Source organism: Bradyrhizobium frederickii, from assembly GCF_004570865.1.
In the GTDB taxonomy this organism is placed as follows: Bacteria; Pseudomonadota; Alphaproteobacteria; order Rhizobiales; family Xanthobacteraceae; genus Bradyrhizobium; species Bradyrhizobium frederickii.
On record NZ_SPQS01000002.1, the window covers coordinates 348,334 to 362,005 of the forward strand.

Genomic DNA, 13,672 nt, shown 5'->3' on the forward strand with positions numbered 1-13,672 from the left:
GGGAGACAATCCCCGCGCTGCACCCTTGCACTGGAGGGAACGATAGGCTCAAATGGGCAGGCCTTTTCCAAGGGACGGACACGAGCGCCGGCTCCTCGTAAGGTCAGCAACCAAAATCAGCGAGAGGAGATGGCATGGGTCACGCTCGTGTCTTCCGGAAATGGGCTGTCCAATGAGCGACGGTCCGGTGATCATCGTCGGTGCCGGCCATGGCGGCTACCAGGTCGCGGCATCGCTGCGCCAGGCCGGCTTTGCAGGCCGCGTCTGCCTGATCAACGACGAGGCGCATCTGCCCTATCAGCGGCCGCCGCTGTCCAAGGCTTACATCAAGGGCTCGGCCGGTCCCGAGAGCCTGATGTTCCGCCCCGAAAAGTTCTACCACGACCAGAAAATCGAGCTGATCGCCGGCCGTGCGGCCTCGATCGACCGCGCGGGGCGCAAAGTGCATCTCGTCTCCGGCGAAACGCTTGGCTACGGCCATCTCGTGCTGGCGACGGGCGCGCGCAACCGGCTGCTCGATCTGCCCAATGCCAACCTGCCCGACGTGAAATATTTGCGCATCCTCGACGAGAGCGAGGCGCTGCGCCAGATCATGCCCTCGAAGACGCGCGCCGTGATCATCGGCGCCGGTTTCATCGGCCTCGAATTCGCCGCCACCGCGCGCATCAAGGGCCTCGAGGTCGACGTGCTCGAGCTCGCCCCGCGCGTGATGGCGCGGGCGGTGACGGCGGAGGTGTCGGAATATTTCCAGGCGCGGCATCGCGAGGCCGGCATCCGCATCCACCTCGGCGTGCAGGCGACCTCGATCGAAGCCGAGAACGGCAAGGTCACCGGCGTGTCCTTGAGCGACGGACGGCATCTGCCCGCCGACCTCGTCGTGGTCGGCGTCGGCGTGCTGCCGAACATCGAGCTCGCGGCGGAGGCGGGGCTGCCGGTCGCCGCCGGCATCATCGTCGACGAATATCTTTCGACGGCCGACCCCGACATCTCCGCAATCGGCGATTGCGCGCTGTTCGCCAGTCCGCGCTTCGGCGGATCGCTGCGGCTGGAATCGGTGCAGAACGCGACCGACCACGCCCGCTGCCTCGCGGCGCGGCTGACCGGCGACAAGAAGCCTTATGACGGCCATCCCTGGTTCTGGAGCGACCAGGGCGACGACAAGCTCCAGATCGCAGGGCTGACCACCGGCTACGACCGCGTCGTGCTGCGCGGCAGCCCTGCGAACAAGGCGTTCTCGGCGTTCTGCTACAAGGGCGACAGGCTGCTCGGCATCGAATCGATCAACCGCGCCGGCGACCACATGTTCGGCCGCCGCCTGCAGGCCATGGACCGCTCGATCACGCCGGAGCAGGCCGCGGACGAAAGCTTCGACCTGAAGAGCGCGCTGGCGTGAGTTGGACTTCTCCCTCTCCCCGTTCTTACGGGGAGAGGGTTGGGGTGAGGGGCTTCTCTCCGCAGATGAGATGATCGCGAGACCTGTACCCCTCACCCGGATTGCATCTTCGATGCAATCCGACCTCTCCCCGCAAGCGGGGCGAGGTGAAGAAAGCGACGCTCTACAAAACCGCCGCCACCTCCGCTGCTGTCGGCATCGACGGCCCCGCGCCCATCCGCTGCACGCTGATCGAGGCGGCGGCGTTGGCGAAGGCGATCGCGGTGCGCAACGGCACATCGTCAGCAAGTTGCGCGGCGAGCGCGCCGACAAAGCAGTCGCCGGCGCCGGTGGTGTCGATCGCCTTCACGGCGCGCCCCGGCACGGTGATCTCCTCGCGCCCGGCAAGCGCAAGCACGCCGCGCTTGCCGAGCGTGACGCAGATGGTCTGATCCTCGCGCACCTGAAGTTTTCGCGCGGCGCCGATGATTTTTCCAGCCTCGTCGCTGTCGGACAGGTTCACGCCCGCGAGGAAGCCGAGCTCGGTCTCGTTCAGCACGAGGATGTCGACCAGCGCGAGCAGCTCACCGGATATCTTCTGTGCCGGTGCGGGGTTGAGCACGGTGACGGTGCCAGCTGCGCGCGCCCGCTGGAAGAACGCGGCAATGCTGGGCAGCGGAATCTCGAATTGGCTCACCGCGACGTCGCCCGCCAGAAGCGGCACGACCTCGACGTCATCCGCGCCGACCAGCCCGTTCGCCCCCGGAATGACGACGATGGTGTTGTCGGCCTCGGCGACCGTGATGATGGCCGTGCCGGTGTGCGCCTCCGCCGTCTCCACGACATAGCCGAGATCGATGCCTTGGTCGCCGAGGAATGTCTTCAGCTCGGCCCCGAACGAATCCTTCCCCAGCCGCCCGATCAACGTCGTCCCGGCGCCGAGGCGTGACGCCGCCACCGCCTGGTTCGCCCCCTTGCCGCCTGGAAAATACAGCACCTGCCGGCCCGCGACGGTTTCGCCGACCTTCGGATGGCGATCGGCCGTCGCCACCACATCCATGTTGATGCTGCCCGCGACGAAGACGCGCCCCATCTGGATCTACACCCTGACCTCGAACTCGTGCCTGACCTTGGCGATATCGACCAGCGTCGGCAGACCGGCCTCGTTGCCGAGGCGCTGGATCTTGAAGGTGGAGGCGGCCCTCGCGAAATCAAAATGCTCGCGCCAGCTTTTGCCGGGATGAGCGAGGTAGGAATAGACATAGGCGCCGTGGAAGACGTCGCCGGCGCCGTTGGTGTCGATCACGCGCTCGCGCGGGATCGGCATCGCCGGCATCACCTGCACCGTTCCGGTCTCGTCGTACCAGAACAGGCCCTTCTCGCCCATGGTGACGCCGCCGATCTTGCAGCCGCGGCCCTTGAGGTAGTCGAGCATCTTCTCGGGCGTCAGGTCCATCTGCTCGCACAGGCGCTCGGCGACGATGGCGACGTCGATGAATTCCAGGAGCTCATGGGTGTTGGTGCGCAGACCGCCGCCGTCGAGCGAGGTCAGAATGCCGGCCTCGCGGCAGACTTTTGCGTAGTGGATCGCCGCATCCGGCTGGTGGCCGTCGACATGGAGCGCGCGGCAGCCGCCGAGATTGAGCATCGGAAAGGGATGGATGTGCTCGTCGTCGCGGCAGCGGACGATGGCGCGCTTGCCGTCCTTGGGCATGATGAAGGAGAGCGAGGACTGGTTGACCTTCCGCCCGTGCAGCGAGATCGCGTATTTGGCGCACATGTCCTGGAACATGCGTCCCAGCCAGTCATTGGCCACCGTCGCGATGAGATCCGGCACGATGCCGAGCTTGGCGCAGCAGAACGCCGCCGTCACGGCGTTGCCGCCGAAGGAGACGGCGTAGTCCGAGGCCACGTGCTTTTCGTCGCCGCTCGGCATGTGGTCGGTGATGAAGACGACGTCGATATAGGTCTGTCCGATGAAGAGAGCCTGCATTGCCTGTCCGTCATGCGCTTGTGGTCCCGGCCGGTGCGCTTACTGTAGCACCGGTTCCGCTCCGGCGGGACGCTGAAATTATTCGCAAAACTGCCGCCCGAAGCGCTTGAGGTCAGCATGGTCAGGGAATACGACCATCACCGGGCAATGCCAAGTCCGGACAAACGCCGTGTTTCGGCCCATGGGTTCCAGGGCCATGAAAGGGGCGATCAAAGGGGGAAGAATGATCACGGGCCTCGATCATGTCGTCGTTCTGGTGAGGGACATCGGGGCGGCCAAGGCGGCCTACCAGACGCTGCTCGCCCGCGCGCCGGCCTGGCAGAACTCGGGCGAGGGCGCCGATCGCGTGCTGTTCACCCTCGCAAACATGACGATCGAGTTGATGGCGCCGAGCGGCTTCAGCGTGACGGCGGATCGCATGCGGGCACTGCTCGATGACCAGGAGGGGGTGCTCGCCAGCCTGTGCTTTCGTGTCGCGGACATGAGCCGGATGCACCGGCGGCTGGAGCGGGTGGCCCTGAACCCCGATCCGGTCGCCGAGGTCGAAAGCAGCGACACGGAAACAGGCAACGTCCTGCACTGGAAGCGCACACGCGCCGCCACGGAACTCACGCGCGGCGTGCGCATGTTCTTCCTCGAGCTGGCCGACGAGCGCCCGCTCTCGGTCGCCACCGACATCGCGCCGATCGACGCGCTCGACCACGTCGTGGTCACCACCGAGGATTCCGAACGTGCCGCTGCGCTCTACGGCGCGCGGCTCGGCCTCGATCTGGCGCTCGACCGCTCCCACCAGGACTGGGGCCAGCTGATGTTCTTCCGCTGCGGCGACCTCATCGTCGAGGTGGTCCGCCGGCCGGTCGCCGGCAGTGACCTCGCGCATGACCGTCTGTGGGGCCTGAGCTGGCGTGTCGCCGACATCGACGCCACCCGCGCCCGCCTGATCGCTGCCGGCCTCGACGTCAGCGAAGTGCGCAACGGCCGCAAGCCGGGCACGCGGATCATGACGGTGCGGAGCGGCACCTGCGGCGTGCAGACGGTGCTCTTGGAGCGCTCGCCGAAGCCGGTGGAGTGAGGGACTCCCGTAGGGTGGGCAAAGCGACTTGTCCGCCGTAGCTCGCAGAGCGAAGGCGGAAGCGTGCCCACGTCTTGGCTGCTCGACGAGAAGACGTGGGCACGGCGCTTTGCGCCTTTGCCCACCCTACGAAACTGCGTTCGGGGCACGAGATCGTTCTCAAATGCTCGCCCGCATGATACATGCGATGGACAACCCAGCGAGCACCCGGTTTGGCGAAGACAAAGCGAACTCTGAAATGGCAGCGCGATCCCGAAGGGATGCGGCTGCGCATTCTCGAAGCCGCCAAGCAGGAGTTTTCCGCCCATGGTCTCGCCGGTGCGCGGGTCGACCGCATTGCGGCCAAGGCCGGCGCCAACAAGCGCATGCTGTACTATCACGTCGGCAACAAGGACGAGCTCTACCTCGCGGTGCTCGAAGGCGCCTATGACAAGATCCGCAGCGAGGAGCGGGGGCTCGATCTCGAACATCTCGATCCGCCCGAGGCGATCAGACGGCTGATCGAGTTCACCTGGAATTACTTCCTGCGCAATCCCGAATTCCTGTCGCTGCTCCAGACCGAGAACCTCGCGCGCGCCAAGCACCTGAAGAAATCGACCAAGGTCAAGTCGATGCACTCGCCCTTCGTCGAGATGATCCGCACCGTGGTGCGGCGGGGCGTCGATAGCGGCGACTTCCAGGTCGCGGTCGACCCGGTGCAGCTCTATATCTCGATCGCGGCGCTCAGCTTCTTCTACCTCTCCAATTCGGCGACGCTCAGCGTCATCTTCGGCCGCGATCTGCTCGACAAGAAGGCCAAGGACGAGCGGCTGGCGCACATGGTGGGCCTCGTGCTGGCTGCGCTGACGGGACAGTCCGTTGCCTTGTTCGAGATCGCCAAGGCGCCGAAGTCGCGCGCTGCGGTGCCGCAGACGGTTTAGCCAAGCTCCTCGCTGTCATTGCCCGCGAAGGCGGGCAATCCAGTATTCCAGAGACGCCGGCGGTTTACGAAGAGCCGCGGCGTACTGGATTCCCCGCTTTCGCGGGGAATGACATTGAGGGTGGGCGGTCTCGTGCCCCGGACGCAGCGCAACGCCTCTTGGCGGTGCGCTGCTGAGCCGGGGCCCATGCATCCATGGAGCACGTGGCATCTGGATCCCCGGCTCTGCGCTACAGCTGCAGCGCGTCCGGGACACGAGAGCGCCGGCTCCGCCACGCCTACCGCCAGGAACCCGCCGGCAAATCGTCACAGGGAAAGCTCTGGACAGTATTTATCCAACGGGTTAATTTCTCCCCACAACGAAGAAGACTGCCGGGAGTGGAAATTGGCCGAGCCGAAGCCGCAAAACGCTGTCTCCAAACTGCTGAATGCAGCCTGGGTTCGGCCGTTCTTGTTCCTGGTCTTCATCGTCGTCGCCTGGGATCTGGCCATCCGGCTGTTCAGGATTCCCGCCTACCAGATCCCGTCGCCGCTCGACGTCGTTGCCGTGCTGCGCACCGAATGGCCGGAACTGCTGCGGCAGTCCTGGCCGACGACCTATGCGACCGTCTGCGGCTTCCTGCTGTCGGCGCTGTTCGGCATTCCCGTCGCGATGCTGATCGCGGGCTCAAAGACGGTGGAGAGCTACGTCTATCCGCTGCTGGTGTTCTCCCAATCCGTACCGAAGATCGCGATCGCGCCGCTGTTCGTGGTCTGGTTCGGTTTCGGCATCATTCCGAAGGTGATTTCCGCGTTCCTGCTCGGCTTCTTTCCCGTGGTCGTCTCGGCCGTGCAGGGCTTCAAATCGGTCGACCCCGACATGGTCGATCTCGCCCGCGCCATGCAGGGCAGCCGTTTTCAGGTGTTCCGCGCGGTGAACCTGCCGCATGCGCTGCCGGCGATCTTCTCCGGCCTCAAGGTCTCGGTGACGCTCGCCGTGGTCGGCGCTGTCGTCGGGGAGTTCGTCGGCTCCAATTCCGGCATCGGCTACGTCATGCAGCGCTCGATCGGCACGTTCGACCTGCCGACGATGTTCGCGGCGCTCGTGATCCTCGCGCTGCTCGGCGTGGTCCTGTTCTGGATCGTGGACCGGATCGAGAAGCTGGTCATTCCCTGGCATGTCAGCCAGCGCGAGGACGTGATCTTTGCATCCTGACTAGGACAACGAACGGCCACCAACGGCCGACGTAACAGACGGCAAGGGAGAGAAGCGATGAAGCGGTTGATTGGGGCTGTCTCAGCGGTGCTGATGGTTCTTGCGGCCATGCCGGCCCAGGCGGCCGACAAGGTCGTGCTGATGCTGAACTGGTACGTCTATGGCGAGCACGCGCCGTTCTATTACGGCAAGGCCAAGGGCATCTACGCGGCCGAGGGCATCGAGCTCGAGATCCAGGAAGGCCGCGGGTCGGCCGCCACCACGCAGGCCGTCGCGGCGAAGACCGCCGATTTCGGCTATGTCGACGTCCCCACCATGATGCGCGCCGCGATCAAGGGGGCGCCGGTGATTGCGACCGGCGTGCTGCTGCAGACCTCGCCAATGTCCGCCATGGGCTTCGCCGACAAGAACATCAGGAAGCCGGAAGACATCAAGGGCAAGACGGTGGCGATCACGCCGGCGGATTCCATGACCCAGATCTGGCCGCTGTTCCTGAAGAAGACCGGCCTGAAGGAGAGCGACTTCCAGACGGTCGCCGGCGACGGCCAGACCAAGCTCAACGCCGTCATCAACGGTCAGGCTGATCTGCTGCTCGGCTACGTCATGGACCAGTCGATGAAGATCAAGGACGCCACCGGCAAGGACGTTTATCCGATCAAGTTCGCCGACTACGGCATCAACATGGTCTCCTCCGGCATCATCGCAAACACCGACTACGTGAAGGCCAATGCCGACCTCGTCCGCCGCTTCATGTCGGCGACCACGAAAGCGGTCGAAGCCGCCGAGAAGGAGCCGAAGGCGGCGGCGCAATCGATTCTCGATGCCAACCCCAAGGGCGGCAAGATCGACACGTTGACGCAAGGTTTCGAGCTGACCATTCCGCTCTATCGGACCGCGGACACCAAGGGCAAGCGTCCGTTCCAGGTCACCGACCAGAACATGACGGATTCGGTCAATCTGATGGTCGAATATGGCGGGCTCGACGCCAAGGCCAAGGACAACCCGAAGGCGTTCTACACCAACGATTATCTGCCGAAGAGCGGCTCGTGAGCGATCATTCTCCGCTGTCGTCCCTGCGAACGCAGGGACCCATAACCACCGGTCTCAATTGGTGCGGAAGGTCTCTCCCCGCGTGCCCGAACGCGTCGGCACGGCGTATGGGTCCCTGCGTTCGCAGGGACGACGGGTGGAGAGGGCTGCGATGAGTCCTGCGACCAAACCAATCGATGTCAGCACACCGGCCGCGCATCTGAGACTGGTGAGCGACCGGGCGGGCGATGCATCAGGCATCAAGCTGTCCGGCGTGTCCAAGACCTATCGGACCCGCGACGGCGACGTGCCGTCGCTGCGGCCGCTCGATTTCCACATCAATGACGGCGAGTTCTTCGTCGTGGTCGGCCCAAGCGGCTGCGGCAAGTCGACCTTGCTCAAGCTGATCTCGGGATTGCTGGCGCCGACATCGGGCGAGATCCTGGTCGAGGGCGAGAAGGTGACGGCGCCGCACGGCAATGTCGGCATCGTGTTCCAGAACGCGCTGCTGCTGCCATGGCGCAACATCCTCAACAACGTGATGCTGCCGATCGACATGAAGCGGCTGCCGCGGCCGCAATATCTCGATCGCGCCAAATCGCTCCTAAGACTGGTTGGGCTCGAAGGCTTCGAGAAGAAGCTGCCCTGGCAGCTCTCCGGCGGCATGCAGCAGCGCGCTTCGATCTGCCGCGCGCTGGTGCACGATCCCAAGATCATGCTGATGGACGAGCCGTTCGGCGCACTCGATGCGCTGACGCGCGAACGCATGAATGTCGAATTGATGCGGATCCAGCGCGAGACCAGGAAGACGGTGCTGCTGATCACGCATTCGATTCCCGAGGCGGTGTTCCTCGCCGACCGCGTGCTTGTGATGACCGAGCGGCCCGGCGCGGTGGCCGCGATCTACGACGTACCGCTGCCGCGCCCACGCTCGCTCGACGCGATGGCCGATCCTGTGTTTACCGAGCTCGTGCAGCGAATCCGCAAGCACTTCTTCTCGCAAGGTACGTTGGATTAGGCGATGCGATCACTCCGGAGCGCAACCACAAGGACGGTGCGCTCCCTCCCCCGCTTGCGGGGGAGGGCTGGGGAGAGGGTGTTTCCGCTGCAAAGACTCTCCAAGAGGATAGAACCCTCACCCGGCACTTCGTGCCGACCTCTCCCGCAAGCGGGAGAGGTGCACCGCCTCCGCGGCCAGCTTTGTGGGACCAACTAACACCATGCCAGCCCGCCTGAAGCTGCGAGACATCGCCCTGTTCGAACGTCCCGTGCAGTTCGCGCGGCCGTTTCGCTTCGGCGCGATCACCATCAACGCGACGCCGCAGCTGTTCGTGCGAGTCGAGATCGAGGTCGAGGGCAGGGGCGTTGCGGTCGGTGCCAGCGCCGAATTGCTGGTGCCAAAATGGTTCGACAAGCGGCCGGAGCTGTCGCCGGCGCAGACGGTCGATGGGCTGCGACGGTCGCTGGAGATCGCGCGCGGGCTCTATCTGGCGCGCACCGGCTACCAGACCGCGTTCGATCTGCATGCATCCTGCATCGGGGCCCAGGTCGCGACCTGCGCGAAGAAAAACATTCCGCCGCTTGCCGCGGCTTACGGCCCGGCGGAGATCGACAAGGCGATCCTCGATGCACTGCTGCGCTGCGTCGAGACCAGCTTCTTCGACGGCATGGCTGCGAACGTCGCCGGCATCGATGCCCGGCTTTCTCCTGACCTGAGCGAGAGGGACATCAGGACGTTTCTCTCCGGCCGGATGCCGCTGCAGCGCGTTGCCATCAGGCATACGGTCGGCCTCGATGATGTCGTTGAGGGCGAGGGCGGCGTTGCCGATCCGCGCGGGAACGCTGGTGCACGCTACTTCAAGCTCAAGCTGTCGGGCGATCCCGTAGCCGATGCCGCGCGCCTGGTGCGGATCGGCAAGGAGCTCGATACGCTCGGTCGCGACGCCAGGGTAACGCTCGACGCCAACGAGCAATATGCCGACCTCGCCGCGCTACAGGCGCTGATGGATCGGCTCGATCACGATCCCGCATTGCGCCCGATCGCTTCGCGCCTGCTCTATGTCGAGCAGCCGATGCCGCGCGACATCACGCGGCAATCGCCGCTCGGCTCGCTCCGCGCCCGTGATTTCATCATCGACGAAGCGGACGATACCTACGATGCCTTTCCGGCCGCCCGGGCGCTCGGCTATCGCGGCATCTCATCGAAGTCCTGCAAGGGCCTCTACAAATCCATCGTCAATGCCACGCGCGCCGCAAAATGGAGCGCGGACGGCGAGAGGTTCTTCGTCACCGGCGAGGACCTCACCTGCCAGGCCGGGCTTGCCGTGCAGCAGGACCTCGCCCTCGGCGCCTTCATCGGCGTCACCCATGCCGAGCGCAACGGCCACCACTATGTCGACGGCTTTGGCGAGGCGCCCGCCGCGGAAGCGCAAGCCTTCGCCGTCGCGCATCCCGATCGCTATTCCGATGCCGGACAAGGCATCCGCCTCTGCATTCACGACGGCGATCTCCTGACGGGATCGCTTCATGCTGCGGGCTTTGCGACCTCGGTCCATCCGGACTGGTCGGCGCTTCGCCCGCTCCAACAGCCAAAATCACTTCAGGAGCATCTGGCATGACCACCCAACGCCTCGGCCTCATCATGAACGGCGTCACCGGCCGCATGGGGCTCAACCAGCACCTGATCCGCTCGATCGTCGCGATCCGCGACCAGGGCGGCGTCCGCCTGAAGAACGGCGATCGCGTGATGCCCGATCCGATCCTGGTCGGCCGGAGCGCCGAGAAGGTCGAGGCGCTCGCCAAGCGCTTCAACATCACGCGCTGGACCACCGACCTCGACGCGGCACTGGCCGACAACAACGACACCATGTTCTTCGATGCCGCGACCACGCAGGCGCGGCCGGGACTTCTGACCCAGGCCATCAATGCCGGCAAGCACGTCTATTGCGAGAAGCCGATCGCGACGAATCTCGAGGAAGCCGTCGAGGTCGTCAAGCTCGCCAACGCCAAGGGCGTCAAGCACGGCACGGTGCAGGACAAGCTGTTCCTGCCCGGCTTGAAGAAGATCGCCTTCCTGCGCGATTCCGGCTTCTTCGGTCGCATCCTCTCGGTGCGCGGCGAGTTCGGCTATTGGGTGTTCGAGGGCGGCTGGCAGGAGGCGCAGCGGCCGTCCTGGAACTATCGCAGCGAGGACGGCGGCGGCATCATCCTCGACATGGTCTGCCACTGGCGCTACGTGCTCGACAACCTCTTCGGCAACGTCCAGAGCGTGGTCTGCATCGGCAACACCGATATCCCCGAGCGCTTTGACGAGCAGGGCAAGAGGTACAAGGCGACCGCCGACGATTCCGCCTACGCGACCTTCCAGCTCGAAGGCGGCGTCATCGCGCACATCAACATGTCCTGGGTGACGCGCGTCTATCGCGACGACCTCGTCACCTTCCAGGTCGACGGCACCCACGGCTCGGCGGTCGCCGGCCTCACCGACTGCATGATCCAGGCGCGGCAGGCGACCCCGAGGCCGGTGTGGAATCCCGACGAGAAGCGTCTGCACGATTTCTACGGCGACTGGCAGAAGCTGCCCGACAACGTCAGCTACGACAACGGCTTCAAAGAGCAGTGGGAGATGTTCATCCGCCATGTCTACGAGGATGCGCCCTACAAGTTCACGCTGCTCGAAGGCGCCAAGGGCGTGCAGCTCGCCGAATGCGCGCTGAAAAGCTGGAAGGAGCGGCGCTGGATCGACGTCGCCCCGATCAAGGCGTGAAGCTGAATAAGTTTCGATGTTTGCCAAGCCGTCATTGCGAGCGAAGCGAAGCAATCCAGCGTCCCTCTGCGGCAGCAGCCTGGATTGCTTCGTCGCGGAGTTTATCATCCGGCCGGCCGAAGGCCGGACCGGGTGGCTCCTCGCAATGACGGGGAAAGGTCTGAACCATGAATAAACCCGTCCTGCCGATGTCATCATTATCATTGAAGCTTCCGAAGGCCGATCGCTCGATCGAGACCTACGGGCTGGCGGCCTCGCGCACGTTCCCGGCGAAGCTCGAGGGACCGCTGAATCGCATCGCCTTCTCCGCTGTGCACACGGTGGCCGATCCCTTCGCGGACAACGATCCCTGGCTCTCGGTTGCTGTCGACTGGGACAAGACCATCGCCTTCCGCGAGCACGTCTGGGACCTCGGCCTCGGTGTTGCCGAAGCCATGGACACCGCGCAGCGCGGCATGGGACTGGACTGGCCGACCTCGCTGGAGCTGATCACGCGCTCGGTCGGTGCCGCCAAGCGTCGCAATGCGCTGGTGTTCTCGGGTGCTGGCACCGACCATCTCGCGGTCGAGGACGCCAAGAGCCTCGACGACGTCATTCGCGCCTATGAGGAGCAGATCTCGGCGGTCGAGAAGGTCGGCGGCCGCATCATCCTGATGGCGTCGCGCGCGCTCGCGAAACTCGGCCGCAATGCCGACGATTACGCAAAAGTCTATGACCGCGTGCTGTCGCAGGTCCGCGAGCCCGTGATCATCCACTGGCTCGGCGACATGTTCGATCCGGCGTTGACGGGCTATTGGGGCACCAAAGACCTCGACAAGGCGATGGACATTGCGGTCGCCATCATCAACGGCAACGCAGCCAAGGTCGACGGCGTCAAGGTCTCGCTGCTCGACAAGCAGCGCGAGATCGATATGCGCCGGCGCCTCGACAAGCGCATCAGGATGTATACCGGCGACGACTTCAATTACGCGGAGCTGATCGCCGGCGACGAGCAGGGGTTTTCGCATGCGCTGCTGGGCATCTTCGATGCGATCGCGCCGGCAGCGTCCTATGCGCTGTCGCGGCTGGCGGCCGGTGACGAGGCCGGCTTCCACGATGTGCTCGGCCCGACGGTGCCGTTGTCGCGCCACATCTTCAAGGCGCCGACGCGCTTCTACAAGACGGGCGTCGTGTTCATGGCCTATCTCAACGGCCATCAGGATCATTTCACCATGGTCGGGGGACAGGAGAGCACGCGCTCCACGCTGCATCTGGCCGAGCTGTTCCGTCTGGCTGACAAGGCCGGCCTGCTCGCCAACCCCGAACTCGCGACGCGGCGGATGAAAGCCGTGCTCGCCACCCACGGTATCGAATCCTGATGCGCGACTTCTCGTCCGATCACCGCTGGCTGTCGCTGAACACGGCGACGGTCCGCAAGCAGGGTGACCTCATCGCGATCATCGATGCCTGTGCGAAGCACGGCATTCGTGCCATCGATCCCTGGCGCGACCAGGTCGCCGCCGTCGGTCTCGAGCGCGCCGCGCGCGCGGTCCGCGAGGCTGGCCTCGATCTGTCGGGCTATTGCCGCGGCGGCATGTTCACCTCGGACGCATCGCGCCGGGGCGAGGTGCGCGACGACAACAGGCGCTGCGTCGACGAAGCCAAGGCGCTGGGCGCGCCTTGCATCGTGCTGGTCGTCGGCGGCCTGCCGCAATATTCGCGGCCGGGCAGCGAGGCCTCGAAGGATCTCGTGGCGGCGCGTGGGCAGGTCGAGGAAGCGCTGGCCGACATGCTCGACTACGCCAGGCAGGCGAAGCTGCCGCTGGCGATCGAGCCGTTGCATCCGGCCTATGCGGCCGACCGGGCCTGCGTGAACACGACCAAGCAGGCGCTCGATATCTGTGACCGGCTCGATCCCGGCCGCACCGGCATGCTCGGCGTCGCGCTCGACGTCTATCACATCTGGTGGGACCCGGAGCTGATGGGTCAGATCGCGCGCGCCGGCAAGGAGCGCCTGCTGGCCTTCCATGTCTGCGACTGGCTGGTGCCGACGAAAGACATCCTCAACGACCGCGGCATGATGGGCGACGGCGTCATCGACATCAAATCGGTGCGTCAAGCGGTCGAAGCGCAGGGCTTTGCCGGCTATTCCGAGATCGAGATCTTCTCCAACGATTGGTGGGGCAAGCCGATGGACGAGGTGCTGCGCACCTGCATCGCGCGGCATAAGACGGTAGTGTAGTCACAGGTCCGCTGGCCTCACGGGCTTAGGGACATTGTTGGACTTGCTGGTGACTGCGGGGATGGATCTGTCCTCGTTAGATCCCCGGTGTCGAATAGCAGCCTG

General features: G+C 65.0%; 12 protein-coding genes. 10 read left to right on the forward strand and 2 right to left on the reverse strand.

All coding sequences use genetic code 11. The annotated features are described in order from the left end of the window. The first annotated feature begins 172 nt into the window (after window positions 1-172). Window positions 173-1,393: an NAD(P)/FAD-dependent oxidoreductase gene (locus E4K64_RS04415; RefSeq protein ID WP_135162340.1), complete on the forward strand. Its 1,221-nt coding sequence runs from the start codon at window positions 173-175 to the stop codon at window positions 1,391-1,393. 163 nt (window positions 1,394-1,556) lie between these two features. Here E4K64_RS04415 and E4K64_RS04420 read toward each other — a convergent pair whose 3' ends face one another. Both E4K64_RS04420 and E4K64_RS04425 read right to left on the reverse strand, forming a co-directional pair. Next, window positions 1,557-2,465: a ribokinase gene (locus tag E4K64_RS04420; protein WP_135162341.1), complete on the reverse strand. Its 909-nt coding sequence runs from the start codon at window positions 2,463-2,465 to the stop codon at window positions 1,557-1,559. Window positions 2,466-2,471: 6 nt separating this feature from the next. Further along, window positions 2,472-3,365: a sugar kinase gene (locus tag E4K64_RS04425; RefSeq protein ID WP_126256500.1), complete on the reverse strand. Its 894-nt coding sequence runs from the start codon at window positions 3,363-3,365 to the stop codon at window positions 2,472-2,474. Window positions 3,366-3,588: 223 nt separating this feature from the next. Between E4K64_RS04425 and E4K64_RS04430 the strand changes: the two genes are divergently transcribed. The 9 genes from E4K64_RS04430 to E4K64_RS04470 all read left to right on the forward strand — a co-directional run bounded on the left by E4K64_RS04430 (window position 3,589) and on the right by E4K64_RS04470 (window position 13,567). Continuing rightward, complete coding sequence (locus tag E4K64_RS04430) at window positions 3,589-4,437, forward strand: VOC family protein (RefSeq protein ID WP_135162342.1); 849 nt, start codon at window positions 3,589-3,591, stop codon at window positions 4,435-4,437. Between the two features lie 212 nt (window positions 4,438-4,649). Continuing rightward, a complete protein-coding gene (locus tag E4K64_RS04435) occupies window positions 4,650-5,357 on the forward strand; it encodes a TetR/AcrR family transcriptional regulator (RefSeq protein ID WP_209311941.1) in 708 nt (235 codons plus the stop codon). 384 nt (window positions 5,358-5,741) lie between these two features. Then, window positions 5,742-6,551, forward strand: coding sequence for an ABC transporter permease (locus E4K64_RS04440; protein ID WP_135162343.1), 810 nt, complete (start codon window positions 5,742-5,744; stop codon window positions 6,549-6,551). A 57-nt stretch (window positions 6,552-6,608) separates the two neighbouring features. After that, window positions 6,609-7,601, forward strand: coding sequence for an ABC transporter substrate-binding protein (locus E4K64_RS04445; protein WP_135162344.1), 993 nt, complete (start codon window positions 6,609-6,611; stop codon window positions 7,599-7,601). Window positions 7,602-7,752: 151 nt separating this feature from the next. Next, window positions 7,753-8,598 (forward strand): ABC transporter ATP-binding protein, encoded by an 846-nt coding sequence (locus E4K64_RS04450; RefSeq protein WP_135162345.1) that lies wholly within the window; start codon window positions 7,753-7,755, stop codon window positions 8,596-8,598. Window positions 8,599-8,800: 202 nt separating this feature from the next. Continuing rightward, window positions 8,801-10,198, forward strand: coding sequence for an enolase-like domain-containing protein (locus tag E4K64_RS04455; protein ID WP_135162346.1), 1,398 nt, complete (start codon window positions 8,801-8,803; stop codon window positions 10,196-10,198). Beyond that, a complete protein-coding gene (locus E4K64_RS04460; protein WP_135162347.1) occupies window positions 10,195-11,346 on the forward strand; it encodes a Gfo/Idh/MocA family protein in 1,152 nt (383 codons plus the stop codon). Before E4K64_RS04455 ends, E4K64_RS04460 begins: the two co-directional genes overlap by 4 nt. A gap of 167 nt (window positions 11,347-11,513) precedes the next feature. Continuing rightward, window positions 11,514-12,704 (forward strand): dihydrodipicolinate synthase family protein, encoded by a 1,191-nt coding sequence (locus tag E4K64_RS04465; protein ID WP_135162348.1) that lies wholly within the window; start codon window positions 11,514-11,516, stop codon window positions 12,702-12,704. After that, window positions 12,704-13,567: a sugar phosphate isomerase/epimerase family protein gene (locus tag E4K64_RS04470; protein ID WP_135162349.1), complete on the forward strand. Its 864-nt coding sequence runs from the start codon at window positions 12,704-12,706 to the stop codon at window positions 13,565-13,567. Before E4K64_RS04465 ends, E4K64_RS04470 begins: the two co-directional genes overlap by 1 nt. Window positions 13,568-13,672: the final 105 nt, after the last annotated feature.

Bases quoted from the DNA above. Each gene is read 5' to 3' on its own strand.
- E4K64_RS04415 (WP_135162340.1), top strand. From the start codon at position 173: ATGAGCGACGGTCCGGTGATCATCGTCGGTGCCGGCCATGGCGGCTAC.
- E4K64_RS04420 (WP_135162341.1), bottom strand. From the start codon at position 2,465: ATGGGGCGCGTCTTCGTCGCGGGCAGCATCAACATGGATGTGGTGGCG.
- E4K64_RS04425 (WP_126256500.1), bottom strand. From the start codon at position 3,365: ATGCAGGCTCTCTTCATCGGACAGACCTATATCGACGTCGTCTTCATC.
- E4K64_RS04430 (WP_135162342.1), top strand. From the start codon at position 3,589: ATGATCACGGGCCTCGATCATGTCGTCGTTCTGGTGAGGGACATCGGG.
- E4K64_RS04445 (WP_135162344.1), top strand. From the start codon at position 6,609: ATGAAGCGGTTGATTGGGGCTGTCTCAGCGGTGCTGATGGTTCTTGCG.
- E4K64_RS04450 (WP_135162345.1), top strand. From the start codon at position 7,753: ATGAGTCCTGCGACCAAACCAATCGATGTCAGCACACCGGCCGCGCAT.
- E4K64_RS04455 (WP_135162346.1), top strand. From the start codon at position 8,801: ATGCCAGCCCGCCTGAAGCTGCGAGACATCGCCCTGTTCGAACGTCCC.
- E4K64_RS04460 (WP_135162347.1), top strand. From the start codon at position 10,195: ATGACCACCCAACGCCTCGGCCTCATCATGAACGGCGTCACCGGCCGC.
- E4K64_RS04465 (WP_135162348.1), top strand. From the start codon at position 11,514: ATGAATAAACCCGTCCTGCCGATGTCATCATTATCATTGAAGCTTCCG.
- E4K64_RS04470 (WP_135162349.1), top strand. From the start codon at position 12,704: ATGCGCGACTTCTCGTCCGATCACCGCTGGCTGTCGCTGAACACGGCG.